Source organism: Pseudomonas sp. NyZ480 (assembly GCF_029537255.1).
Lineage (GTDB): Bacteria > Pseudomonadota > Gammaproteobacteria > Pseudomonadales > Pseudomonadaceae > Aquipseudomonas > Aquipseudomonas taiwanensis.
The window spans coordinates 1,179,996-1,204,429 of record NZ_CP120626.1 but is presented as its reverse complement, the minus strand read 5'-3'; the positions used below and the strand labels follow the sequence as shown (position 1 = coordinate 1,204,429).

Sequence of the window (24,434 nt, the reverse complement as noted above, 5' to 3'; positions counted from 1 at the left end):
CAATGTCCGATCGCCTGACCCTCCTGCGCCCCGACGACTGGCACATCCATCTGCGCGATGGTGCCGTCCTGCCCCATACCGTTGGCGACGTGGCGCGCACTTTCGCCCGCGCTATCATCATGCCCAACCTGGTTCCGCCGGTACGCAACGCCGTCGAGGCGGGCGCCTACCGTGAGCGCATCCTGGCCGCACGTCCGGCCGGCAGCCGCTTCGAGCCACTGATGGTGCTGTACCTCACCGACCGCACCAGCCCCGAGGACATCCGCGCGGCCAAGGCTAGCGGCTTCGTTTACGCCGCCAAGCTATACCCCGCTGGCGCGACCACCAACTCCGATTCCGGCGTGACCAGCATCGACAACATCTTCCCCGCCATCGAGGCGCTGGCTGAAGTTGGCATGCCTCTGCTGGTACACGGTGAGGTGACCCGTAGCGAGATCGATGTATTCGACCGCGAGAAGCGCTTCATCGACGAGCACATGCGCCGCGTCGTCGAACGTTTCCCGACCCTGAAGGTGGTATTCGAACACATCACCACCAGCGATGCCGCGCAGTTCGTCACCGAGGCTCCGGCCAACGTCGGCGCCACCATCACCGCGCAGCACCTGCTGTACAACCGTAACCACATGCTGGTCGGCGGTATTCGCCCGCACTTCTACTGCCTGCCGATCCTCAAGCGCAACACCCACCAGGTCGCCTTGCTGGACGCCGCCACCAGCGGCAATCCGAAGTTCTTCCTCGGCACCGACTCGGCACCTCATGCCAAGCATGCCAAGGAAGCTGCCTGCGGTTGCGCCGGTTGCTACACCGCCTATGCGGCCATCGAGATGTACGCCGAGGCTTTCGAGCAGCGTAACGCGCTCGACAAGCTGGAAGGCTTCGCCAGCCTGCATGGCCCGGCCTTCTATGGGCTGCCAGCGAATACCGACACCATTACCCTGGTCCGTGAGGAATGGACCGCCCCGGACAGCCTGCCTTTTGGCGAGCAGACCGTGGTTCCGCTGCGCGCCGGTGAAAAGCTGCGCTGGCGCCTGCTGGAGGACAACGCGTGAGCGAAGACCTCTACGAAGACGACCAGGACGGTCAGGTCAGCGGCGGCCCACGTCATCCGATGGCCGAACGCTTCCGTGGCTACCTGCCCGTGGTGGTGGATGTCGAGACCGGTGGTTTCAACAGCGCCACCGACGCGTTGCTGGAAATCGCCGCTGTCACCATCGGCATGGACGAGAAAGGCTTCCTCTTCCCCGAGCACACCTATTTTCACCGCGTGGAGCCCTTTGAAGGCGCCAACATCGAGCCGGCGGCCCTGGAGTTCACTGGCATCAAGCTGGACCACCCGCTGCGCATGGCGGTCAGCGAGGACAGCGCGCTGACGGACATTTTCCGAGGCGTGCGCAAGGCGCTCAAGGCTAACGGCTGCAAACGGGCGATCCTGGTCGGGCACAACAGCAGCTTCGACCTGGGCTTCCTCAACGCTGCCGTGGCGCGCAACGACATCAAGCGCAATCCATTCCACCCGTTCTCCAGCTTCGACACGGCCACTCTGGCGGGCCTGGCCTATGGTCAGACCGTGCTGGCACGTGCCTGCCAGAGCGCTGACATCGACTTCGACGGCCGTGAAGCGCACTCGGCGCGTTACGACACCGAGAAGACGGCCGAGCTGTTCTGCGGCATCGTCAACCGCTGGAAGGAAATGGGCGGCTGGCGGGATTTCAACGATTGAGTCGAATGCCAGGGTCGTTTCCACACCCAGTGTGGGAGCGACCTTGTGTCGCGAGCGCACGGCACTCCCGAAAAGTGCAGCAAAAAAAACCGGCCACTTAGGCCGGTTTTTTCATGCACGCGGCAATTACAGCTTGCCAGCGTTCTCGCTCAGGTAGGCAGCAACGCCTTCCGGCGAAGCGGTCATGCCCTGGTCGCCTTTTTTCCAGTTGGCAGGGCAGACTTCGCCGTGCTCTTCGTGGAATTGCAGAGCGTCGACCAGACGCAGCAGTTCGTCCATGTTGCGGCCCAGTGGCAGGTCGTTGACGATCTGCGAACGAACCACACCGTTGGTGTCGATCAGGAAGGCGCCACGGAAGGCCACGCCGCCTTCGGACTCGACGTCGTAGGCTTTGCAGATTTCGTGGGTGATGTCAGCGGCCAGGGTGTACTTGACTTGACCGATACCGCCGCTGTTCACCGGGGTGTTACGCCAGGCGTTGTGGGTGAAGTGCGAGTCGATCGACACGCCGATCACTTCAACGTTACGTGCCTGGAAGTCAGGAATGCGGTTGTCCAGGGCGATCAGCTCGGACGGGCAGACGAAGGTGAAGTCCAGCGGGTAGAAGAACACCAGGCCGTACTTGCCCTTGATGGCCGAAGCCAGGTTGAAGCTGTCGACGATCTCGCCGTTGCCCAGTACGGCGGGGACGGTGAAGTCGGGGGCTTTTTTACCAACGAGTACGCTCATTGCTATCTCCTGATGAGGGTGAAGAATCGTTTGCCGGTGCAAGGCTGGCTTGCCCGACATCCAACAAAGGCCGTCCATCATACACGGCTTGCGGTGACAGTCCGAATCCAACCGCCGGTCGCTCAAGCGCGCACCTTTCCGAAAGTCCTTTGACAAGCATTCTCATTAACATTAAGCTCCCTCCCATCGACCCAACCAGCGATGGTCAGCCTCTATGTATGTGTGTCTTTGTGTCGGCGTTACCGACGGACAGATCCGCGATGCGATCTATGAAGGATGCTGCAGCTACAAGGAAGTGCGAACCGCGACCAACGTCGCCAGCCAATGTGGCAAATGCGCTTGCCTTGCCAAACAGGTCGTCCGTGAGACCCTGACCGAAATCCAGGCAAGCCAACACGCCGCCCTGCCCTACCCCGTTGAATTTACCGCTGCCTGATTTGCCCGAATTCGAAGAACCGGACCTTGCGTCCGGTTTTTTTATGCCCGCAATTCAATAAGTTAGCGCTCTAACGCGGTTCACAAACATTCTTATTCCTATTAATTTTTATTTATTATTCAATAACTTAGGTTTGACAGCCCCCGGCATCAGGCTCAAACTTCGCAGTATTGGCACACTTCTACAGGGCAGGAACCCGACATGAAAGGCGACGTAAGCGTCATCCAGCATCTCAACAAGATCCTCGGAAACGAGCTGGTCGCAATCAACCAGTACTTCCTGCACGCGCGCATGTACGAAGATTGGGGTCTGAACAAGCTCGGCAAGCACGAGTACAAAGAATCCATCGACGAGATGAAGCATGCAGACAAGCTGATCAAGCGGATTCTCTTCCTCGAAGGCATCCCCAACGTCCAGGACCTCGGCAAGCTGCTGATCGGCGAACACACCAAGGAAATGCTCGAGTGCGACCTGAAGATCGAGCAGAAAGGTCTTATCGACCTGAAGGCAGCCATCGCTCATTGCGAAACGGCCGGCGACTTCGGTTCGCGCGATCTGCTTGAAGACATCCTCGAAGCCGAGGAAGAACACATCGACTGGCTGGAAACTCAGCTGGGCCTGATCGACAAGATCGGCATCGAGAACTACCTGCAATCGCAGATGGGCGAAGAATAAATTTCTACCCCCATAAAAAAACCCGCATCAAGCGGGTTTTTTTATGCCTGGGAGCAATCAGGCTTCGGAAGCCTTGGCCTTGGCAGCCGCGTCCTTGATCAGGGTCTGCAGCTCACCCTTTTCGAACATTTCCAGCATGATGTCGCTACCGCCGACCAGCTCGCCGGCCACCCACAGTTGCGGGAAGGTTGGCCAGTTGGCGTATTTAGGCAGGTTGGCGCGGATTTCCGGGTTCTGCAGGATGTCGACGTAGGCGAACTTCTCGCCGCAACCCATCACAGCCTGCGAGGCACGCGCGGAGAAGCCACACTGCGGGGCATTCGGCGAGCCTTTCATGTAAAGCAGAATGGTGTTGTTGGCAATCTGCTCTTTGATCGTTTCGATGATATCCATGTAGCACCTCGGCTGAACTTTCCGACACGGTCGTCGGCACGGTGACGCATTGTAACGGAAAGCCGAGCGGCGTGCTCGGCCTTACCATTGCTCAAGCGGCCTCCACTTGTACCGGCACGCCATTGAGAGCTGCGTTACCCGAAACCTGATCGCGCAAATGCTCGTCGGTCAGGTCGTTGGCGCTGACCCCGGGTTGTCCATGGGCGATCTGCAGTTGCACGCCCTGGCGGCCATGGCCATAGCCATGGGGCAGGCTGACGACGCCTGGCATCATGTCCTCGCAGGCCAGTACTTCGACTTCGAGCGTGCCGGTGCGCGATCGGATACGCACACGCTGCCCACTCTCCAACTGCCGCTGCTGCAGGTCCTCTGGGTGCATCAGCAAATGATGGCGTGGCTTGCCTTTGACCAGGCGCTGGTAATTGTGCATCCACGAGTTGTTGCTGCGGACATGGCGCCGCCCGATCAGCAGCAGCTCCCCCGCCGGTGGCGGCGCTTGCAAGGCAAGCCGGTGCAAATCGTCCAGCAACACCTGGGGCGCCGCCTCGACGGCCTGGCTCTCGGTGCGCAGGCGCGTCCCAAGGTTGGCCCGCAGCGGCCCCAGGTCCAGGCCATGGGGGTACTCCAAAAGCGCGTCCAAAGAAAGCCCCCAGGACGACGCCTCGCCATAGCGCCCTTTGCGCAGCGCCATGTCGATCATCTGCGCCGGGGCAAGGGTCGGCTTGAGCTCCAGGCCTGCGCGTTCGGCGAAGGCGCGAGCCAGGCCGACAAAAATCTCCCAGTCATGCAGCGCCCCCTCTGGCTTGGGCAGGATCGCCCGGTTGAAGCGGGTGACGTTGCGCACTGCCAGTAGGTTGAAGGTGGTGTCGTAGTGATCATTTTCCAGCGCCGAGGTCGATGGCAGGATCAGATCGGCATGGCGGGTGGTCTCGTTGATGTAAAGGTCGATGCTAAGCATGAACTCGAGCCTGTCCAGCGCCGAATCCAGCTGTCGGCCATTGGGCGTGGACAGCACCGGGTTGCCAGCTACGGTTATCAACGCCCGGATCTGTCCCTCCCCAGGCGTGAGCATTTCCTCGGCCAACGCCGCCACCGGCAACTCTCCGCCATACTCAGGCAGGCCCGATACGCGACTCTGCCATGCATTGAAGTGACCGCCCGAGGTGCTGGCCACCAGATCGACCGCAGGCTCGGTACACAACGCCCCTCCGACACGGTCGAGGTTGCCGGTGACCAGGTTGATCAATTGCACCAGCCAATGGCAGAGACTGCCGAAGGCCTGGGTCGATACGCCCATGCGGCCATAGCACACGGCCGTGTCCGCAGCGGCGAAATCACGCGCCAGTTGGCGGATGTCAGTGGCAGGGATGCCACAGACGGCGCTCATCTTCTCGGCGGTGAAGGGTGAGATCGCTTCAATGACCTGTTCCAAACCATTGACCGGCAGATGCGAGCCCCGGGCCAACCCTTCATCGAACAAAGTGTTGAGCAAGCCGCACAACAACGCGGCGTCGCCACCGGGGCGCACGAACAGATGACGATCCGCCATGGCGGCCGTCTCGCTACGCCGAGGGTCGACCACCACCAGTCTTCCCCCCCTGGCGCGCAGCGTCTTCAGACGTTTTTCCACATCCGGCACGGTCATGATGCTGCCGTTCGATGCCAACGGGTTGCCACCCAGGATCAGCATGAAGTCTGTGTGGTCGATGTCCGGGATCGGCAGGAGCAAGCCGTGGCCGTACATCAAGTGGCTGGTGAGGTGCTGTGGAAGCTGGTCCACCGAGGTGGCGGAATAGCGGTTGCGGGTCTTGAGCAAGCCCAGGAAGTAGTTGCTGTGGGTCATCAACCCATAGTTGTGCACGCTGGGGTTGCCTTGGTAGACCGCCACGGCGTTACGACCATGGGCCTGCTGCACCGACCAGAGCTTGTCCGCGGCAAGGGCGAAGGCCTCCTGCCAACTGATCGGCTGCCAACGGTCGCCGATGCGCCGATGAGGCACGCGCAACCGGTCGGGGTCGTCCTGGATGTCCTGCAGCGCCACCGCCTTGGGGCAGATATGACCCCGGCTGAATGGGTCTTGGGCGTCGCCCTTGATCGAACTGATTCGCGCCCGCCCGTCGGCCTCATGGCTAATTTCGATGCTCAGGCCGCAAATGGCCTCGCACAGGTGACAGGCACGGTGATGCAGGGTCTTGGTCATGGCCGCCTCTGCCTTGTAGTTGTCCAGGCACGACTATGCGCCCAGCCCGAGCCGGCGGCCAGCGCGCTTCGTCCCATGAATCCCCCGACATCAAGCGCACGATTCGCGACATCCATTTGCCAAATTGCCAGCAAGCCGTGTACAACCTGTGTAGCAAATAAAAAACAGCACAGGCTCAGCGGGTTACGACACCCTTTGCAACAGAGCTGCTGTTCTCCCTCTTGGTTTCAGGCGACATTTAATTATAGTATTGCGCCTTTCCCTATTTCGTCCGCCCCGTGCGGCTTACGCCGCAGGTCACTCCCGTTGTCAAAAAAACCATACGGTCGACCTGCATACCGTTGCAGATAAGGTAGTCAATCATGAGCGCTAGGCACTTTCTCTCCCTGATGGATTTCACAGCTGACGAATTGCTCGGCGTGATCCGTCGAGGCATCGAGCTGAAGGACCTGCGTAACCGAGGCGTGCTGTTCGAACCGCTGAAAAACCGCGTGCTGGGGATGATCTTCGAGAAGTCCTCGACCCGTACCCGCCTGTCGTTCGAAGCCGGCATGATCCAGCTTGGCGGCCAGGCCATCTTCCTGTCGCCGCGTGATACCCAGCTGGGCCGTGGCGAACCGATCGCCGACAGCGCCATCGTCATGTCGCGCATGCTCGATGCGGTGATGATCCGTACCCATGCCCACAGCACCCTCACCGAGTTCGCCGCCAACTCCCGTGTTCCGGTGATCAACGGTCTGTCAGATGAATCGCACCCGTGCCAGCTGCTGGCCGACATGCAAACTTTCCTTGAGCACCGTGGCGCGATCCAGGGTAAGACCGTGGCCTGGATCGGCGATGGTTTCAACATGTGCAACTCCTACATCGAGGCTGCAGTGCAGTTCGATTTCCAACTGCGTATCGCCTGCCCGGAAGGCTACGAGCCCGAGCAGCGTTTCCTCGACCTGGGCGGCGACCGCATACAGATCGTCCGCGATCCGAAGGAAGCGGTGCGTGGCGCGCACCTGGTGACCACCGATGTCTGGACTTCCATGGGGCAGGAGGAGGAAACTGCACGGCGCCTGGCGCATTTCGCGCCTTACCAGGTCACCCGCGAACTGCTCGACCTGGCGGCACCCGATGTCCTCTTCATGCACTGCCTGCCTGCCCACCGTGGCGAGGAAATCAGCCAGGACCTGCTCGACGACCCTCGTTCGGTCGCCTGGGACGAAGCTGAAAACCGGCTGCATGCACAGAAGGCGCTTCTCGAATTCCTTGTAGAACCGGCTTACCACCACGCATGAGTCAACCCCTACTGCTCAACCTGCGCGACCTCGCCTGCGGCTATGGCGAGCAGCGCATCGTTCAGAACCTCAACCTGCACCTGAACGCAGGCGACATCGGTTGCCTGCTGGGTTCATCCGGTTGCGGCAAGACCACCACCTTGCGCGCCATCGCCGGCTTCGAGCCGGTCCATGAAGGCGAGATCCAGTTGGCTGGCGAGGTCATATCCCGTGCTGGGTTCACCCTGGCACCCGAGAAACGCCGCATTGGCATGGTGTTCCAGGACTACGCCCTGTTCCCACACCTGACCGTGGCGCAGAACATCGCTTTCGGCATTGCCAAGCACCCGCGCCAGGGCGACGTGATCGAGGAGATGCTCGATCTGGTCAAGCTGGGCGGCCTGGGCGGTCGTTACCCCCATGAGCTGTCCGGTGGCCAGCAACAGCGTGTAGCCTTGGCGCGCGCCCTGGCACCCGAGCCTCAGCTATTGCTGCTCGACGAACCTTTCTCCAACCTCGACGTGGAATTGCGTCGCCGGTTGAGCCACGAGGTCCGTGACATTCTCAAGAGCCGTGGTACCAGCGCCATTCTGGTCACCCACGACCAGGAAGAAGCCTTTGCCGTCAGTGACCACGTAGGCGTGTTCAAGGAAGGCCGCCTGGAGCAGTGGGATACACCGTACAACCTTTACCACGAACCGCAGACCCCGTTCGTGGCCAGCTTCATTGGCCAGGGCTATTTCATCCGTGGCCAGATGAGTAGCCATGAGTCGGTCAACACCGAATTGGGCGAGCTGCGTGGGAATCGGGCCTACACCATGGCCGTAGGCAGCTCGGTAGACGTGCTGCTGCGTCCTGACGATATCGTGCCGGACCCGGACAGCGAGCTGCGCGCCAATATCGTCGGCAAGAGTTTCCTGGGCGCTTCGACCCTGTACCGTCTGCAACTGCCCACGGGCAGCCAGCTCGAGGCGATCTTCCCCAGCCATATCGATCATCAGGTCGGCCAGGATGTCGGCATTGCCGTGAAGGCAGACCACCTGGTGCTCTTCGCGGTACCTGGTAGCGTGGCGGCGCAGCTGCTGCGTCAGGAAAACGGGGTTCGCCGGTACAGTTCCGCAACCTGATTTCACAGCCTGGAAGGGCCGCCTTGCGGCCCATCACCTGCGATCCTCCGGCACGCCCGAGCGGACCACGCCGCCCGCCAGGGAACCAGCCCAGCTTCAGCCTCGACCAATCCCAGCGAACTTGCCCTGGGTATGCTCGGCCAACACTGCCGCCGCCAACTCCACCTCGAGCCCCCGCCGCCCGGCGCTGACATGAATGCTTGGGAACTGCTGTGCGGATTCGTCGATGAATGTGCGCAACCGCTTCTTCTGCCCGAGAGGGCTGATACCGCCGACCAGGTAGCCGGTAGCGCGCTGGGCCACCGCCGGGTCGGCCATCTCGCACTTCTTCACCCCCGCCGCTTGGGCCAGGGCCTTCAAGTCCAGGGTACCGACCACCGGCACCACGGCCACCAGCAATTCCCCCTTCTCACTGCTGGCCAATAGGGTCTTGAACACCTGCTGCGGGTCGAGCCCCAGCTTCTCGGCGGCTTCAAGCCCGTAAGAGGCTGATTTGGGGTCATGTTCATAACTGTGCACACGATGTTCGGCACGCACTTTTTTAAGCAAGTCGAGGGCGGGGGTCATGCAGCACTCCGGTCTGGGACAGGTCGGCGGCTACTTTAGGATAAATCCCACAAGCCAGCCAGCGCAGAGCGGACGCGCCTCTCTAGCATGCGGAGTCACGCCTGTAATAGTCGGCCAATTCGTGACTGACCGTTCACTTTCGACCTTTGACATCAGCGTTTCTTGTCTATATTTTTTCGTTTGTGAATAAATGGTGCACTTATAAGGTGCATTTTCCTGTACCCGCCCGTCGTCAATGGGGATAGACGCCGGGCTTTGCTGTCGAGCGCCAAGCGCCTCACAACAAAAAAAACGAGGTCATACATGACGACTGCTCTTCGCGAACCCACACTGTCCAGCCAATGCCTGGCCGAATTCCTCGGAACGGCGCTACTCATCTTCTTCGGCACTGGCTGCGTTGCAGCCCTGAAAGTCGCGGGCGCCAGCTTCGGGCTCTGGGAAATCAGCATCATCTGGGGCGTCGGCGTGAGCATGGCGATCTACCTCACCGCCGGTATTTCCGGTGCGCACCTGAACCCGGCCGTGAGCATCGCCCTCACCCTGTTCGCCGCCTTCGACAAACGCAAGTTGCCGTTCTACATGCTCGCCCAGGTGTGCGGCGCGTTCTGTGGTGCGGCGCTGGTGTATACCCTCTACAGCAACCTGTTCTTCGATTTCGAACAGGCTCACGCAATGTTGCGTGGCAGCCAGGCCAGTCTTGAACTGGCGTCGGTGTTCTCGACCTACCCGCATCCTTCGCTGTCCATCGGCCAGGCCTTTCTGGTCGAAGTGGTGATCACCGCCATCCTGATGGCCGTGATCATGGCCCTGACCGACGACAACAACGGCCTGCCCCGTGGCGCCATGGCCCCACTGCTGATCGGCCTGCTGATTGCCGTGATCGGCAGTGCCATGGGCCCACTGACCGGTTTCGCGATGAACCCAGCCCGTGATTTCGGGCCCAAGCTGATGACCTTCCTGGCCGGCTGGGGCGAAATCGCCTTCACTGGCGGACGTGACATCCCTTATTTCCTGGTTCCGGTATTCGCCCCGATCTTCGGTGCTTGCCTGGGCGCTGCGCTGTACCGTGGCCTGATCGCCCGCAACCTGCCAGCGGTGCAAACCGTGACCTCGGAGACAAACGACAATCCCCAGGGCGATACTCAAGTCAACTGATACCGGCGCCGCGCGATTTCGCCCGCCCGAGCCCTGACCTAACCCATTTGCAAGGCCTACGACCATGACAGACACCCAGGATAAGAACTACATCATCGCCCTGGACCAGGGCACTACCAGTTCGCGGGCTATCATTTTCGACCGCGACGCCAACGTGGTCGGCACCTCACAGCGAGAGTTCGCCCAACACTACCCGCAAGCCGGGTGGGTCGAGCACGACCCCATGGAAATCTTCGCCACCCAGAGCGCGACCATGGTCGAGGCACTGGCGCAGGCTGGAATCAGCCATGCCCAGGTCGCCGCACTGGGCATCACCAACCAGCGTGAAACCACGGTGGTCTGGGACAAGGAAACCGGTCGCCCGGTTTACAACGCCATCGTCTGGCAGTGCCGCCGCAGCACTGAAATCTGTGCCCAGCTCAAGCGTGATGGCCATGAAACGTACATTCGCGACACCACAGGCCTGGTGACCGACCCGTACTTCTCCGGCACTAAACTGAAGTGGATTCTGGACAATGTCGAAGGCGTCCGCGAACGGGCCGAGCGTGGCGAACTGTTGTTCGGTACCGTCGACACCTGGCTGATCTGGAAATTCTCCGGTGGCAAGGTGCACGTCACCGACTACACCAACGCCTCGCGCACCCTGATGTTCAACATCCACACGCTGCAGTGGGACGACAAACTGCTGGATATTCTCGGCATCCCGCGCCAAATGCTGCCTGAGGTACGTCCTTCTTCGGAGGTCTACGGCCAGACCAAGAGCGGTATCGCCATCGCCGGTATCGCCGGTGACCAGCAATCGGCGCTGTTCGGCCAGATGTGCGTGGAGCCGGGCCAAGCGAAGAATACCTATGGCACCGGTTGCTTCCTGCTGATGAACACTGGCAGCCAGGCCGTCAAGTCGTCCCATGGCCTGCTGACCACCATCGCCTGTGGGCCGAAAGGTGAAGTGGCCTACGCGCTGGAGGGCGCCGTGTTCAATGGCGGCTCCACCGTGCAGTGGCTGCGTGACGAGTTGAAGATCGTCAACGATGCGCTGGATACCGAGTACTTCGCCAGCAAGGTCAAGGACAGCAACGGCGTTTACCTGGTACCCGCATTCACAGGCCTGGGCGCCCCGTACTGGGACCCTTACGCCCGCGGCGCGCTGTTCGGTCTGACCCGTGGCGTGAAAGTCGACCACATCATTCGTGCCGCACTCGAGTCGATCGCGTACCAGACCCGCGATGTGCTCGACGCCATGCAGCAGGATTGCGGCCAGCGCCTTTCCGAGCTGCGCGTGGACGGCGGTGCAGTGGCCAACAACTTCCTGATGCAGTTCCAGGCAGACATCCTCGGCACCTGCGTCGAACGTCCGAAAATGCGCGAAACCACCGCGCTCGGCGCTGCCTACCTAGCAGGGCTGGCATGTGGTTTCTGGAGTGGCCTGGACGAGTTGCGCGACAAGGCCATCATCGAGCGCGAGTTCAGCCCTCAGCTTGACGAGACGCAGAAAGAGACGCTGTACGCAGGGTGGAAAAAAGCGGTCGAGCGCACCCGTGACTGGGAAGACCACGACGCCTGATCGCAGCAGAGAACGCTGCAGGGCAGCCATCGCCGGCAAGCCGACGCCTACAGAAAACGCACGCACGCCTGTAGACGTCGGCTTACCGTCGATGAGCCGTAACGTGCAGCCACTGGCCGTCATCCCCTTCCTACGGCATCATTGCAGAATTTGTCCGGCAGCCCATAAGGACCGCCCATGAATCTGCCCCCTCGCCAACAACAAATTCTCGAGCTGGTACGCGAACGTGGCTATGTCAGCATCGAGGAAATGGCGCAGTTGTACGTCGTGACCCCGCAAACCATCCGTCGCGACATCAACCAGCTCGCCGAGCTCAACCTGCTGCGCCGCTATCACGGTGGAGCGGCCTACGATTCGAGCGTCGAGAACACCGCCTACGCCATGCGCGCCGACCAGATGCGCGACGAGAAGCAACGCATCGCCGAAGCTGTGGCGCGGCAGATTCCCGACCATGCGTCCTTGTTCATCAACATCGGCACCACGACCGAATCCATCGCCCGGGCACTGCTGAACCACAATCACCTGAAGGTGATCACCAACAACCTGCATGTGGCGGCAATCCTGGCTGCCAAGGACGATTTCGAGGTGCTGGTTGCCGGCGGTACGGTGCGTCGCGATGGCGGCGTGGTGGGCCAGGCCAGCGTCGATTTCATCAACCAGTTCAAGGTCGACTTTGCTCTGGTCGGTATCAGCGGCATCGATGAAGACGGCAGCCTGCTGGACTTCGACTACCAGGAAGTGCGCGTCTCGCAGGCGATAATCGCCAACGCCCGCCAAGTCATCCTCGCCGCCGACTCCAGCAAGTTCGGGCGCAATGCCATGGTTCGCCTGGGCTCGATAAGCCTGGTCGATTGCCTGGTGACCGACCAGGCGCCCTCCCCCGCGCTGACCCAACTGCTCAACCAATACAAGATTCGCCTAGACGTGGTCTGAGCCGTGCAGGGTCGCCCAGCGGCCCTGCATTTTCGAAATTGTTCACTTACTGTCATCTGATCAGTTTTTTCTATAAAGACTGACTGGCGACCGGCTTTGTGTTGCGCTAGTATTTTCGGAAACGAACATTAATGTTCATATTCGATGTGAGCAGCTTCAGGAGGCCTTGCCCGTGTCCCAACCCGTTCCGTCCCAGCCCGCACTCGCCGACTGCTATGACCTCGCCGTGATCGGCGGCGGCATCAATGGCGTAGGCATTGCTGCCGACGCCGCCGGGCGCGGCCTCAAGGTGTTCCTTTGCGAGAAGGACGACTTGGCCCAACACACCTCCTCGGCTAGCAGCAAGCTGATTCACGGCGGCCTGCGCTACCTGGAACACTACGAGTTCCGGCTGGTGCGTGAGGCACTGGCCGAACGCGAGGTCCTGCTGGCCAAGGCCCCACACATCGTCAAACCAATGCGCTTCGTGCTGCCCCACCGTCCGCACCTGCGCCCGGCCTGGATGATCCGCGCCGGCCTGTTCCTGTATGACCACCTGGGCAAACGCAAGCGCCTGGGCGCCTCGCGCAGCCTGCGCTTCGGACCTGGCTACCCGCTCAAACCCTCCATCACCCGTGGTTTCGAATACGCCGATTGCGCCGTGGACGACGCTCGCCTGGTGGTGCTCAACGCCATGGCTGCGCGCGAGAACGGCGCACACATCCGCACCCGCACCCGCTGCCTGCGCGCCGAGCGTATCGACGGCGTGTGGGAAGTCGAGCTGCAACACGCCGACGGCAGCCAGCAGACCCTCCGCGCTCGCGCCCTGGTCAACGCCGCCGGGCCGTGGGTAGCCAGTTTCATCAAGAATGACCTCAAGCTGGATGCCCCGTACGGCATCCGCCTGATCCAGGGCAGCCATCTGATCGTGCCGCGGCTGTACGAAGGTGAACATGCCTACATCCTGCAGAACGAAGATCAGCGCATCGTGTTCTGCATCCCTTATCTCGACCGCTTTACCCTGATCGGCACCACCGACCGCGAGTACAGCGGCGACCCGGCCAAGGTTGCCATTACCGAGCAGGAAACCGACTACCTGCTCAATGTGGTCAACCAGCACTTCAATCATCAGCTTAGCCGCGCCGACATCCTGCATACCTACTCGGGCGTGCGCCCGCTGTGCAACGATGAATCGGACAATCCGTCGGCGGTCACCCGCGACTACACCCTGGCATTGTCCTGCGCCGAAGGCCAGGCGCCACTGCTGTCGGTGTTCGGCGGCAAGCTGACCACTTACCGCAAGCTGGCCGAGTCGGCCATGGCCGAACTCAAGCCATTCTTCAGCCAGATGCGCGGCAGCTGGACCGCCAGCGGGCCGTTGCCTGGTGGCGAGCAGATGACCAGCGTGCAAGCACTGGTCGATGCCCTACTCGCCCGCCATGGCTGGTTGCCAGTGGATATCGCCAAACGCTGGGCAGTGACCTATGGCAGCCGCACCTGGCAATTGCTGGAAGGGGTAACAGGGCCGGATGACCTGGGCCAGGCGATCGGCGGCGGGTTGTTCGGTCGAGAAGTCGATTACCTGCGCAGCCAGGAATGGGCTGTGGACGCCGAGGACATTCTGTGGCGTCGAACCAAACTTGGCCTGTTCACCACGCAGGCCGAGCAACACGCGCTCGCCGACTACCTACGCAAGACTGAACGTCCAGACGCTACCCAAGCGGCATGAAGCCCAGCGCCCCCTTGTCAGCGCCGAGCGCTGCAAGGGGGCTTCACAGGCATCAAACTGGCCAACGTGCAATGGCCTGCTCTGTCAGGCGTTGGACCAGCACCCGCTCTTGCACTTGCAGGTCGACCTTGAGCTCTTCGCAGCGTTCCAGGTAGGTTTGCTCGTCGATCGCACCGCTTTCCACCTGCGTCTCCAATAGCTCTAGCGCCGCCCGCCTGGCATCCACCTGCTCCCTGAAACTGCGGTAATAGGTGGCGCGCAGGAATTCTTGCCAAAACGACTGATCGGCCAAGGCGCGCGACAGCGTCTCGTTGTTTTCCAGCGAAAGCACTTCAGCCCTGGCCACGTTGATGTCCTCGGCGGTCACTAATGATTCGGACTCATAGTGCATACGGACAGGCTGTCCCGGTAGCTGGAGCGGGCCTGCCAAGCGAGTTCTGTACGCAAGATAGGTTTCGATATCGTCGATGCGTTCCAGGACGTCCGGTTCGTTTGCGTACGTAAGGCGCAGTCGCTCGAGCTTACGGGCGGCAATTCTGTTGACTTCCTGCAGCCTGAACAGTGAACGCCCCAGTTTGATCAGGGCCGACTCACTCTGAATCTGCGACAGTCCCGCCGTCTGCCGATGCACCAGGACGCGTACTTCCATTTCACTGAACAGCCACAGCAAGCGATCTTCGCAGGTCGCCACGCCACCGGCCTGCTCAAACAACACTTCCCGCAGCTCGCTGTCCTGCTCGCAGGCCTCGATAATGTTCCAAGCCCGCGCCCGATAATACGCGGGGTGCTTGAGGTAGTCCGGCGAACGCGAGAAATCGCCCAGGAAGTTGAAGAAATCATCCGCCCCCGGCTCGTTGCGAAGGTTGCTCCACAGCACCTCGCGCTCGGTTCGTTGCGCACCGGCCGAACCAACCAACCATTCGGACAACTCGGCCTGACGAACCAGATGGTGCCGGTAATAAGGATTGTGCGCGACGACTTGTTCTGGAGAGGCAGGGGTGCGCAACTCATTCAGGTAACGTTCGCTGGGGGCATCAAGCGGGTTGTCGTGCAGCGCCATTTGCTGCACACGCATGCGCATTCCATGCACCTCCTGACGCACCTGGCGGATCTGATTCTCCCGCAGGTCGACAATCCCCTGCCAAGGCAGTTGCTGAATCTGCGCCGGCACATCGGCTATCTGGGCAGCACGCAGCCCTACTTGGCGAACATTCAGCAACCGCCGGACCTCAGGCACGCTGCCCAGCGGATTGAAACCGATTTCCAACCGCTCCAGGTTGAGCAAGGCGTTCAGGCGCTGACTGTCTGCCGGCGTCAGGACGATATGATTATGGTCCAGGCGCAACAGGCGGAGCTCGGTCAACCGCTCGATACCTGCCGGAACCGCGAGCAAGCGATTGTGGCGCAGGTCAAGCTCCCTGAGATTGGGGAAGTGACCGAGGAAGTCAGCGCCGACTTCCGTCAGCTCCATGTTTCGCAGCGCCAGGCGTGAAACATGCTCGAACATGATCCCAAGGGGCAATTCAGGCAACTCGCTCAACCGCTCGCCCCGGACTTCCAATGCATAAGTACCATCGCTTCGCCGCCCCAGTTTACGACGCCAGCAGCGCCGAATCGTGTTGGCCACCCTGCTGCGTCGCAACAAGTCGAGCATCGAACCATACTCGGCTCGCCAATTGACCAGCGCCTGGCGCAGAGCCGTCCACTGGCCGTGCAACGACTGATAGTGGGTCCAGGGGTCGACGCCATCGGAAATCAGACCCAGCAGGTATTGCTGCAACTCCATGTCGTCGATGGTCGGAAATATCTGCCTAATACCGCGCCTGCTGGCCTGGCCGCGACTCTCACCGCGACCGCTGAGCGGGTAGCCGAGGCGACCGTCGGCGAAGCGAACGGGCGGCCTGACTCCGGCACTGATATCCGCCAGCCCGATGAGCTTGGCAGCCAGGTCGCGGCGCTCCCGGGCGCAGCCTGCCAGAATGTCGACCAGTTGCTGTTCGTTGAGCGAGGCATCGCCCAACACGCTTTTCTGGCTTTCATCCATGCTCAGCAACAATGCGTGCATGAAGCTGTCGGTGCTTGATCCGGCAACGTGCGGATGGAGGGACCGATCCTGCACGCTGTAACCGTTTTCGTCGCTGATGATGCTGATGACGTCCTCTGCCGTATCGGCACCCACGTGGCTCAGCAGTGGTCCTTCGGAAAAGAATGCCCGCAACTCGACACGGAGCGACGCAGGCCATGGCGCCAGTTCATGGACCAAGCCAAGCGCCAGTTTTTCGCTGTCGGCGTTGAGGGCCTGGGGTTGTCGGAGCCCGGCACAGGCTCGATCAAGGCGGCTGTCGCGGATGAACCAGCGTACCCTTTCCGCCACGGCCAAAGGCACACGCCCGGTCGATGCAAGCTGCTCCAGATCCTGTCCATCGGCTTGCCGGCGAATTTCCTTCGCGCCTCGCACCGACAACCCGGGAAAGTCTCGACGCAATACCCGGTCCTCCACCTCCTCTGCGTCCTGGGCCTGGGCAATCAGTAACTCGAACACTTCGTCCGCCACCTTCGGATACAAGGTGTGCAACCGGTGGCGTTCCAGCGCATCCTGAAGCCGCGCAGGTGCAGGCGCGTTTTCCACATGCAAGCGGCGCAGCTGCGCCTCATCGAAGCCGGTGCAGTCGATCAGCGCCCTTGCTTGTTCGTCGCTCAAGTCGATGAAGTTAGCGGCCAACCTTCGCAACAGGTGCACTTCACCGGCCCATTCCTGAGGCTGCTCCAGGGAATGGCGCCAGCCCCCACTGCCATTGCGTTCGATCTGCGGCCGATAGGCGCTGGCACGCGTCGGATGCTTGATCACCAGACCCTGTTTATCCTCGGCATGCGCAAGTTCAAAGGCGTGCTCTGGCCAGGGCAACGGCTCCGGTGGCTGACCGGCGAGGTGCGCTTGCTTTGCCTCGACCCGGTAGGGCTGCATGTCGCCCGAGCAGAGTTTCAGGCGCTTGGCACCCGACCAGACCGGCACCAATTCATCGACGAAAGCCACGCGTTTGACCACCTGAGCCGCTGCCGAGACGCCAACACCAATCGCTGCGCCGACCACCAGGTTTTCCGCCACTGCGAACAGATGCCCCATGGCCGCTTCACGGTCACCCAACTTCCAGTCCTGGTAGCCTTCGTACACTTCATCGGCCATCTGTACAGCCGCAACGCCCAGCGTGACCTCTCCCAGCACCGGTACGAACAGGCCAGCCAGACCCAGAAGGGTCAGGCCGGTACTCTCGTAGGCGGCCAGCCGAGCGCTTCGCGTCGCGGCGTCTTCATCGCCGGTGGGAACCGCGAGGACTCTGGCATCGTCGAGAATCTTTTCGATGCGCTGGGCGCGTAGATAGGCAAAGATGGGCTGGTCGATTGGCAGGTTCCGGCCATCCAACTGCAGCGCGACACCTTTTGCGGTATCGGCATGCAGACGGCGTAGGCTCGCCGAGAACACCATGCGATCGCGTTCCGTGATGAATCGCATGAAAAACTGCGCATAGCTCGACTCGCGCAAGCGCAGTCCAAAAAGCTGGTATACCGCTTCCCAGTTTCGGCATGACTGCACAGCCCTGACAGGATCGCCCGGTACCCAGACGATGAGGTTTCTCAGGGCGCCGCCGTCGCTATCCCGCGCTTCGACGACGACCACACCTCGTACCCGTTTGCCCAGCAACAGCAGCTGACGCATCACGAGCACGCGGGTATCGGCCGGTACGATTGCCTTGGGCGAAAACACCCTGAGCATCTGCAGATAGCTGCGCTCGTCGAGCTGCCCCTGGAGGGTGGCAAGCCGCACGGCTGCTTCCATGGCTGTCCGCTGGGCCTCTTCCAGCACACGCTCAACCGCCTGTCGAGCTTGCCCCGAAGCATCACCTTCAGCATCCGCGGGCAACAGCAGCTCACGCAGGGCAGCTTGATAGCGACCGCCCAGATCCAGCTCACGGCACAGCCTGGCGAACTGCACGAACGAAATAGGCAACGCAGCGCCAGTGTGAGTTTCCAGCCTTCGTCGAATGCGAGACCGGTGCTGCAATTCGTCCTCGGCAAAATTATGCAGCGCCGCAGCCAGTAAAGGCAGCGAGCCCATCCTTACGACCCTTTCCACCGGAACGTGGGGAAATACGAAAGCCACCGTCTTGCGTACGACCGTGGACAGTTTCGCGGTTCTGGCGTTAACCCGCACGCCATGCTTCCTGAGAATGGCCTTCTCCAGCAGGGGCGCGCAGAAATCCGCCAGGTCAGGAACACGGCCCAACAACAGCCTGACCTGTTCGGCGCTATGCTGCTCACTGATCAAGGCCGCTCGCAGGGATCGCAGCGCCTCGACGGAGGCATTCTTCGCCCAGGCCGGCAACTGCGCGGCAATCAGGGTATCGATGGAGTGGGACGCTCCTTCATCTTCTATCAAGGGGGTCATGTCTGCTTCCTCGGTTAAAAGGAAACAAGAAACCCCCGTCCGTCATACCCAAGGTGTTAATTAGTTAGTTCTAGTCACCTGAGGCTAAACGCACGTTCGGATTACCGAACACTAATTCGCCGCGCGTTCGGAAGTCCGTACATTGGCGTTCCTGCAACAGGCCCCGAAACGTGCAATGGCTTGAATTTTCGGGGCTTGTACACAAGAACAACAGCTTGGCACGAGTCATGCTCTACACTTGGTAGCCGAATGCACACCAACTTGATGATGTATTCGTTGAACGAAGAGTCCGCCAACGGCTCCATAAAAAAAACAAACACGTCGAGGAAAATTTGATGCGTATCGTTCGTCAATTGCTGGGCGCCGCCATCGCGGCTGCAGTCATCGCTTCGCCTGTCATGGCCGAGGAGCTGACCGGCACCCTGAAGAAGATCAAGGACTCGGGCACCATCACCCTGGGTCACCGCGACTCGTCGATTCCGTTTTCCTACCTGGCTGGCAAGCCGGAACCCGTGGGTTACTCCCACGACATCCAACTGGCTGTCGTCGAGGCCCTGAAAAAACAGCTGGGCACCGACATCAAGGTCCGCTACAACCTCGTCACTTCCCAAACCCGTATCCCGCTGGTGCAGAACGGCACCGTCGACCTGGAGTGCGGTTCCACCACCAACAACGTCGAGCGCCAGCAGCAAGTTGGCTTCTCGGTGGGCATCTTCGAAGTCGGCACTCGCCTTCTGACCAAGGTCAAGGACGGTCAACCGGCATACAAGGACTTCCCTGACCTGGCCGGCAAGAACGTGGTGACCACCGCCGGTACTACCTCCGAACGCCTCCTCAAGGCGATGAACGCCGACAAGCAGATGAAGATGAACGTGATTTCCGCCAAGGACCACGGTGAAGCCTTCAACATGCTCGAAAGCGGCCGCGCCGTGGCCTTCATGATGGACGACGCTCTGCTGGCCGGTGAAATGGCCAAGGCTCGCAAGCCGACCGACTGGGTCATCACCGGCACGCCACAGTCATTCGAAATCTACGGCTGCATGGTGCGCAAGGATGACGCCGCGTTCAAGAAAGCGGTCGACGATGCCATCGTGGCTTACTTCAAGTCGGGCGAAGTCAACAAGAGCTACGACAAGTGGTTCCAGCAGCCGATCCCGCCAAAAGGCCTGAACCTGCAGTTCCCGATGAGCGACGAGCTGAAGAAACTGATCGCCGAGCCGACCGACAAGGCGGCGGACGAGAAGAAGTCCTGATCCCCGGTTAGTGGCCCGCCGCACTTTTGCCGTGCGGGCCACCGTTAAGTGTCTACCCTTTCATCCGAGGGCGTTCAACGCCCTTGGATGCTCGAAGGTGCCCGTGAAACAACCGTCTGAGGGGAAATCCCGATGAATTACAACTGGGACTGGGGCGTATTCTTCAAGTCCACCGGCGTGGGCAGCGAAACCTATCTGGACTGGTACATCACCGGCCTGGGCTGGACCATCGCCATCGCCATCTCCGCCTGGATCATCGCATTGCTGCTGGGCTCGGTGCTCGGCGTCATGCGTACCGTGCCGAACCGCCTGGTATCCGGCATCGCCACCGCCTATGTGGAGCTGTTCCGCAACGTGCCGCTGCTGGTGCAGCTGTTCATCTGGTACTTCCTGGTACCGGACCTGCTGCCTGAAGGCCTGCAGGAATGGTTCAAGCAAGACCTCAACCCGACCACTTCGGCGCTGATCAGCGTGGTCATCTGCCTGGGCCTGTTCACCGCCGCGCGTGTCTGCGAGCAGGTACGTACCGGCATCCAGGCGCTGCCGCGTGGCCAGGAGGCCGCCGCTCGCGCCATGGGCTTCAGCCTGCCGCAGATCTACAACAACGTGCTGCTGCCCCAGGCTTACCGGATCATCATTCCGCCGCTCACCTCCGAGTTCCTCAACGTATTCAAGAACTCGTCGGTGGCATCGCTGATCGGCCTGATGGAGCTGCTGGCGCAGACCAAGCAGACCGCCGAGTTTTCCGCCAACCTGTTCGAGGCGTTCACCCTGGCCACCCTGATCTACTTCACCTTGAACATGGGCTTGATGCTGCTGATGCGCATGGTCGAGAAGAAAGTCGCGGTGCCTGGCCTGATTTCCGTGGGAGGCAAGTAAATGGACATGGATTTCAGCGAAATCATCCCGGCCCTGCCTGCCCTCTGGGAAGGCATGCTGATGACCCTCAAGCTGATGGTCATGGGCGTGGTCGGCGGTATCGTGCTCGGTACCATCCTGGCCTTGATGCGCCTGTCGTCGAACAAGCTGCTCTCGAACCTGGCTGGCGCCTACGTCAACTACTTCCGCTCGATCCCGCTGCTGCTGGTGATCACCTGGTTCTACCTGGCGGTACCGTTCGTGCTGCGCTGGATCACCGGCGAGGACACCCCGGTGGGTGCCTTCACCTCCTGCGTGGTCGCGTTCATGATGTTCGAGGCCGCCTATTTCTGCGAGATCGTGCGGGCCGGCGTGCAGTCGATCTCCAAGGGCCAGATGGGCGCCGCGCAAGCATTGGGCATGACCTATGGCCAGACCATGCGCCTGATCATCCTGCCCCAGGCGTTTCGCAAGATGACCCCGCTGCTGCTGCAACAGAGCATCATCCTGTTCCAGGACACCTCGCTTGTGTACACCGTGGGTCTGGTCGACTTCCTCAACTCGGCACGCTCCAACGGCGACATCATCGGGCGCTCCCATGAGTTCCTGATCTTCGCCGGTGTCGTGTACTTCCTCATCAGCTTCTCCGCTTCGTGGCTGGTCAAGCGCCTGCAAAAAAGGATCACCGTATGATTTCCATCAAGAACGTCAACAAGTGGTACGGGGACTTCCAGGTGCTGACCGACTGCAGCACCGAGGTCAAGAAAGGTGAAGTGGTGGTGGTCTGCGGCCCGTCGGGCTCGGGCAAATCCACCCTGATCAAGTGCGTCAACGCCCTTGAGCCGTTCCAGAAAGGAGACATCGTGGTCGACGGCACCTCCATCGCCGACCCGAAAACCAACCTGCCGAAACTGCGCTCGCGGGTGGGCATGGTGTTCCAGCACTTCGAGCTGTTCCCGCATCTGACCATCACCGAGAACCTGACCATCGCCCAGCGCAAGGTGCTTGGCCGCAGCGAAGCCGAAGCCACCAAGAAAGGCCTGGCGCTGCTCGACCGAGTAGGTCTGGGCGCACACGCCAAGAAGCACCCTGGCCAGTTGTCCGGTGGCCAGCAGCAGCGTGTGGCGATCGCCCGTGCGCTGTCGATGGACCCGATCGTCATGCTGTTCGACGAACCGACCTCGGCACTGGACCCTGAAATGGTCAACGAAGTGCTCGACGTCATGGTCGAACTGGCTCACGAAGGCATGACCATGATGTGCGTCACCCACGAAATGGGCTTCGCTCGCAAGGTAGCCAACCGGGTGATCTTCATGGACAAGGGCAGCATCATCGAGGACTGCCAGAAGGAAGACTTCTTCGGCGACCCAGGCGCCCGCCACGAACGGACTCAGCACTTCCTCAGCAAGATCCTGCAACACTGATCCTGCGCCAAACAAGCCGGCCTGCACCGCTGCCTCCGGGCAGCGGGTGCTGGTCGTGACAAGGCCACTGTGATGAAATGCGATCCTTCGCTTCTTCTCCCTGCCAAGCCTGCCGTGAAATCCCGCCTGATCCGCCAACTGCTGCTGCCACCCTTGGTCATCCTGCTGATGATCGGCCTGGGCCTGGCTGGCTATCTGATCAGCGAGAGCAACGGCATCCGTAGCCTCAGCGAAAATGGCGAGCGTCAGCTGGAACTGCATGCGCGCACAGTAGAGAGCGAAATCAGCAAGTACACCTACCTACCGAGCCTGCTCGAACTGGAAGACAGCGTCTCGAAGCTGCTCACCGACCCGGATGGCGAATACCGTCAGACCGTCAACGAATACCTTGAAGGCCTGAACCGACGCAGCCGCAGCCGGGCGATCTTCGTGCTCGACACCAATGGCCGGGTGCAGGCTACCAGCAACTGGCGCGATGCCGATTCGTTCCTCGGCGAAGACCTGTCGTTCCGGGCGTATTTCCAGGATGCCGTGCGCGGTGAACCGGGGCGCTTCTACGGCATCGGCAGCACGACTGGGGAAGCCGGCTACTACCTGGCCCATGGCCTGGAAGAGCACGGCAAGATCATAGGCGTGGCCGTCATCAAGGTGCGCCTGGATACCCTCGAAGAGCGCTGGCAGCGCGCGCGACTCGAAGCCTTCGTCAGCGATGAGAACGGCATCATCATCCTGTCCAGCGATCCGGCCCGGCGGCTGAAGTCGGTTCGTCCGCTGACGCCACAAATCAAGGAGCGCCTGGCGCGCAGCCTGCAGTACTACTGGTGGCCCCTTAACGAGCTGCAACCCCTGGCCCGCGAAACACTGGCCGATGGCGTGGAGAAACTGACCTTCCCGGCCAACAGCGAAACCGCCCACGGCAAAGTCCACGAAGTGGCCTACCTGGCCCAGACCCGCCGACTGGTCGACACGCCCTGGCACTTCACCTTGCTGACCCCGCTGCAGGACCTGCGCCGTGAGTCCATGGTGCAAGGCGTCCTGGTGGCGGTGGCTTTCGCCCTGCTGGCGATTCTGGGGATCGCCTGGAACGAGCGGCGCAAGGTGATCGCCACCCGTCTGGCTGCCCGTGAAGCCCTGGAAGAGGCCAACAGCCAGCTTGAGCGGCGCATCGCCGACCGTACCGCCGACCTGCGGGCCAGCAACGAGCGGCTCAAAGGACAGATCCGCGAACGTCGCCACGCGGAACAGACGCTTCGCCATGCCCAGGACGAACTGGTCCAGGCCGGCAAGCTGGCGGCCATCGGGCAAATGTCGACCAGCATCGCCCACGAACTGAATCAGCCGCTGGCGGCACTGCGCACGTTGTCAGGCAATACCGTGCGCTTCCTCGAACGCGGTGCGCTGGAGACCGCCAGCACCAATTTGCGTACCATGAACGACCTGATCGACCGCATGGGCCGCATCACCGCCAGCCTGCGCTCGTTCGCCCGCCGTGGCGACGACCGCGGCCAGGCTTCGCTGGCCAAGGCCGTGGAAGCCTGCCTGCAGGTGCTGGGCAACCGCATCGCCGGCTGCCAGCTGCGACTGCACAGCCAGTTCGATGACCAGCAGTTGGCCATCGACCAGACCCGTCTCGAGCAGATTCTGGTCAACCTGATCGGCAACGCCCTTGATGCCATGGCCAGCCAACCGCATCCGGAACTCTGGTTGGAAGGCGAACTGCAGGACGACAAGTACCGGCTGCGAGTACGCGATAATGGCCATGGCATTGACCCCGAAACACGCAAGCACCTGTTCGAACCTTTCTTCACCACAAAACCGGGCGAACATGGCCTGGGCCTGGGGTTGACCCTGTCGGCGAGCCTTGCCGCCGCCGCCAAGGGCACCCTGAGCGTCGAGCACCCCGCCAGCGGCGGGACTGCCTTCGTGCTGGCCCTGCCCCTGGCCACGCCCCCTAGCGAATCGGCAGAGCACCCATGAACCAAGCAC

The 24,434-nt window shown here is 61.3% G+C and carries 20 protein-coding genes; 15 read left to right on the top strand and 5 right to left on the bottom strand.

The genetic code is table 11. The annotated features are described in order from the left end of the window. Nucleotides 1-2 precede the first annotated feature (2 nt). Nucleotides 3-1,049: a dihydroorotase gene (gene pyrC / locus P3R38_RS05405; protein WP_027907472.1), complete on the top strand. Its 1,047-nt coding sequence runs from the start codon at nt 3-5 to the stop codon at nt 1,047-1,049. After that, entirely contained in the window at nt 1,046-1,720 is a 675-nt protein-coding gene (rnt, locus tag P3R38_RS05400; RefSeq protein WP_027907471.1) for a ribonuclease T, read from the top strand. Before pyrC ends, rnt begins: the two co-directional genes overlap by 4 nt. Before the next feature lie 126 nt (nt 1,721-1,846). Here the strand turns inward: rnt and P3R38_RS05395 are convergent, their stop codons facing one another. After that, entirely contained in the window at nt 1,847-2,449 is a 603-nt protein-coding gene (locus tag P3R38_RS05395; RefSeq protein WP_023379026.1) for a peroxiredoxin C, read from the bottom strand. Nucleotides 2,450-2,663: 214 nt separating this feature from the next. Between P3R38_RS05395 and P3R38_RS05390 the strand changes: the two genes are divergently transcribed. Both P3R38_RS05390 and bfr read left to right on the top strand, forming a co-directional pair. Next, nucleotides 2,664-2,885 (top strand): bacterioferritin-associated ferredoxin, encoded by a 222-nt coding sequence (locus P3R38_RS05390; protein ID WP_023379025.1) that lies wholly within the window; start codon nt 2,664-2,666, stop codon nt 2,883-2,885. Nucleotides 2,886-3,086: 201 nt separating this feature from the next. Beyond that, the gene (gene bfr, locus P3R38_RS05385) at nt 3,087-3,560 is read left to right on the top strand and encodes a bacterioferritin (protein ID WP_023379024.1); all 474 of its coding nucleotides are present in this window, start codon (nt 3,087-3,089) and stop codon (nt 3,558-3,560) included. Between the two features lie 57 nt (nt 3,561-3,617). Here bfr and grxD read toward each other — a convergent pair whose 3' ends face one another. Next, the gene (gene grxD, locus P3R38_RS05380) at nt 3,618-3,953 is read right to left on the bottom strand and encodes a Grx4 family monothiol glutaredoxin (protein WP_010952251.1); all 336 of its coding nucleotides are present in this window, start codon (nt 3,951-3,953) and stop codon (nt 3,618-3,620) included. A gap of 91 nt (nt 3,954-4,044) precedes the next feature. Further along, complete coding sequence (locus P3R38_RS05375; protein WP_023379023.1) at nt 4,045-6,153, bottom strand: molybdopterin oxidoreductase family protein; 2,109 nt, start codon at nt 6,151-6,153, stop codon at nt 4,045-4,047. A gap of 362 nt (nt 6,154-6,515) precedes the next feature. Between P3R38_RS05375 and argF the strand changes: the two genes are divergently transcribed. Beyond that, a complete protein-coding gene (gene argF, locus P3R38_RS05370) occupies nt 6,516-7,436 on the top strand; it encodes an ornithine carbamoyltransferase (RefSeq protein ID WP_277686889.1) in 921 nt (306 codons plus the stop codon). Further along, nucleotides 7,433-8,542: an ABC transporter ATP-binding protein gene (locus P3R38_RS05365; protein ID WP_104882106.1), complete on the top strand. Its 1,110-nt coding sequence runs from the start codon at nt 7,433-7,435 to the stop codon at nt 8,540-8,542. Before argF ends, P3R38_RS05365 begins: the two co-directional genes overlap by 4 nt. Before the next feature lie 96 nt (nt 8,543-8,638). Here P3R38_RS05365 and ybaK read toward each other — a convergent pair whose 3' ends face one another. Beyond that, a complete protein-coding gene (gene ybaK, locus P3R38_RS05360) occupies nt 8,639-9,109 on the bottom strand; it encodes a Cys-tRNA(Pro) deacylase (protein WP_023379020.1) in 471 nt (156 codons plus the stop codon). Between the two features lie 303 nt (nt 9,110-9,412). On the opposite strand from ybaK, the gene P3R38_RS05355 reads away from it, so the two are divergent. The 4 genes from P3R38_RS05355 to glpD all read left to right on the top strand — a co-directional run bounded on the left by P3R38_RS05355 (nt 9,413) and on the right by glpD (nt 14,469). Next, a complete protein-coding gene (locus tag P3R38_RS05355; RefSeq protein ID WP_277686888.1) occupies nt 9,413-10,264 on the top strand; it encodes an MIP/aquaporin family protein in 852 nt (283 codons plus the stop codon). A gap of 64 nt (nt 10,265-10,328) precedes the next feature. Beyond that, nucleotides 10,329-11,828 carry a glycerol kinase GlpK gene (gene glpK, locus P3R38_RS05350; RefSeq protein WP_023379018.1) on the top strand — a complete coding sequence of 500 codons (1,500 nt, stop codon included), beginning with the start codon at nt 10,329-10,331 and terminating at the stop codon, nt 11,826-11,828. A gap of 177 nt (nt 11,829-12,005) precedes the next feature. Then, a complete protein-coding gene (gene glpR / locus P3R38_RS05345) occupies nt 12,006-12,761 on the top strand; it encodes a DNA-binding transcriptional repressor GlpR (RefSeq protein ID WP_023379017.1) in 756 nt (251 codons plus the stop codon). Between the two features lie 172 nt (nt 12,762-12,933). Further along, nucleotides 12,934-14,469 (top strand): glycerol-3-phosphate dehydrogenase, encoded by a 1,536-nt coding sequence (gene glpD / locus P3R38_RS05340; RefSeq protein WP_023379015.1) that lies wholly within the window; start codon nt 12,934-12,936, stop codon nt 14,467-14,469. Between the two features lie 52 nt (nt 14,470-14,521). Here glpD and P3R38_RS05335 read toward each other — a convergent pair whose 3' ends face one another. Next, the gene (locus tag P3R38_RS05335) at nt 14,522-18,913 is read right to left on the bottom strand and encodes an NEL-type E3 ubiquitin ligase domain-containing protein (protein WP_277686887.1); all 4,392 of its coding nucleotides are present in this window, start codon (nt 18,911-18,913) and stop codon (nt 14,522-14,524) included. 335 nt (nt 18,914-19,248) lie between these two features. Here P3R38_RS05335 and P3R38_RS05330 point away from each other — a divergent pair, with 335 nt between their 5' ends. From P3R38_RS05330 to P3R38_RS05310, 5 genes are all read left to right on the top strand, one after another. Further along, the gene (locus P3R38_RS05330) at nt 19,249-20,166 is read left to right on the top strand and encodes a glutamate/aspartate ABC transporter substrate-binding protein (protein WP_023379012.1); all 918 of its coding nucleotides are present in this window, start codon (nt 19,249-19,251) and stop codon (nt 20,164-20,166) included. A 132-nt stretch (nt 20,167-20,298) separates the two neighbouring features. Further along, on the top strand, nt 20,299-21,045 hold the full coding sequence (locus P3R38_RS05325) for an amino acid ABC transporter permease (protein WP_023379010.1): 747 nt from the start codon (nt 20,299-20,301) through the stop codon (nt 21,043-21,045). After that, complete coding sequence (locus P3R38_RS05320; RefSeq protein WP_023379008.1) at nt 21,046-21,717, top strand: ABC transporter permease subunit; 672 nt, start codon at nt 21,046-21,048, stop codon at nt 21,715-21,717. It abuts the gene before it with no gap. Beyond that, entirely contained in the window at nt 21,714-22,448 is a 735-nt protein-coding gene (locus P3R38_RS05315; RefSeq protein ID WP_023379007.1) for an amino acid ABC transporter ATP-binding protein, read from the top strand. Before P3R38_RS05320 ends, P3R38_RS05315 begins: the two co-directional genes overlap by 4 nt. Nucleotides 22,449-22,520: 72 nt before the next feature. After that, the gene (locus P3R38_RS05310) at nt 22,521-24,425 is read left to right on the top strand and encodes an ATP-binding protein (RefSeq protein ID WP_023379006.1); all 1,905 of its coding nucleotides are present in this window, start codon (nt 22,521-22,523) and stop codon (nt 24,423-24,425) included. Nucleotides 24,426-24,434: the final 9 nt, after the last annotated feature.

What these genes read in the sequence shown, in the direction of transcription:
- P3R38_RS05335 (WP_277686887.1), bottom strand. Translation starts at nt 18,913, where the DNA reads ATGACCCCCTTGATAGAAGATGAAGGAGCGTCCCACTCCATCGATACC.
- P3R38_RS05325 (WP_023379010.1), top strand. Translation starts at nt 20,299, where the DNA reads ATGAATTACAACTGGGACTGGGGCGTATTCTTCAAGTCCACCGGCGTG.
- glpK (WP_023379018.1), top strand. Translation starts at nt 10,329, where the DNA reads ATGACAGACACCCAGGATAAGAACTACATCATCGCCCTGGACCAGGGC.
- P3R38_RS05330 (WP_023379012.1), top strand. Translation starts at nt 19,249, where the DNA reads ATGCGTATCGTTCGTCAATTGCTGGGCGCCGCCATCGCGGCTGCAGTC.
- bfr (WP_023379024.1), top strand. Translation starts at nt 3,087, where the DNA reads ATGAAAGGCGACGTAAGCGTCATCCAGCATCTCAACAAGATCCTCGGA.
- P3R38_RS05390 (WP_023379025.1), top strand. Translation starts at nt 2,664, where the DNA reads ATGTATGTGTGTCTTTGTGTCGGCGTTACCGACGGACAGATCCGCGAT.
- P3R38_RS05355 (WP_277686888.1), top strand. Translation starts at nt 9,413, where the DNA reads ATGACGACTGCTCTTCGCGAACCCACACTGTCCAGCCAATGCCTGGCC.
- P3R38_RS05365 (WP_104882106.1), top strand. Translation starts at nt 7,433, where the DNA reads ATGAGTCAACCCCTACTGCTCAACCTGCGCGACCTCGCCTGCGGCTAT.
- argF (WP_277686889.1), top strand. Translation starts at nt 6,516, where the DNA reads ATGAGCGCTAGGCACTTTCTCTCCCTGATGGATTTCACAGCTGACGAA.
- P3R38_RS05310 (WP_023379006.1), top strand. Translation starts at nt 22,521, where the DNA reads ATGAAATGCGATCCTTCGCTTCTTCTCCCTGCCAAGCCTGCCGTGAAA.
- P3R38_RS05320 (WP_023379008.1), top strand. Translation starts at nt 21,046, where the DNA reads ATGGACATGGATTTCAGCGAAATCATCCCGGCCCTGCCTGCCCTCTGG.
- P3R38_RS05375 (WP_023379023.1), bottom strand. Translation starts at nt 6,153, where the DNA reads ATGACCAAGACCCTGCATCACCGTGCCTGTCACCTGTGCGAGGCCATT.
- ybaK (WP_023379020.1), bottom strand. Translation starts at nt 9,109, where the DNA reads ATGACCCCCGCCCTCGACTTGCTTAAAAAAGTGCGTGCCGAACATCGT.
- P3R38_RS05315 (WP_023379007.1), top strand. Translation starts at nt 21,714, where the DNA reads ATGATTTCCATCAAGAACGTCAACAAGTGGTACGGGGACTTCCAGGTG.
- P3R38_RS05395 (WP_023379026.1), bottom strand. Translation starts at nt 2,449, where the DNA reads ATGAGCGTACTCGTTGGTAAAAAAGCCCCCGACTTCACCGTCCCCGCC.
- grxD (WP_010952251.1), bottom strand. Translation starts at nt 3,953, where the DNA reads ATGGATATCATCGAAACGATCAAAGAGCAGATTGCCAACAACACCATT.
- pyrC (WP_027907472.1), top strand. Translation starts at nt 3, where the DNA reads ATGTCCGATCGCCTGACCCTCCTGCGCCCCGACGACTGGCACATCCAT.
- glpR (WP_023379017.1), top strand. Translation starts at nt 12,006, where the DNA reads ATGAATCTGCCCCCTCGCCAACAACAAATTCTCGAGCTGGTACGCGAA.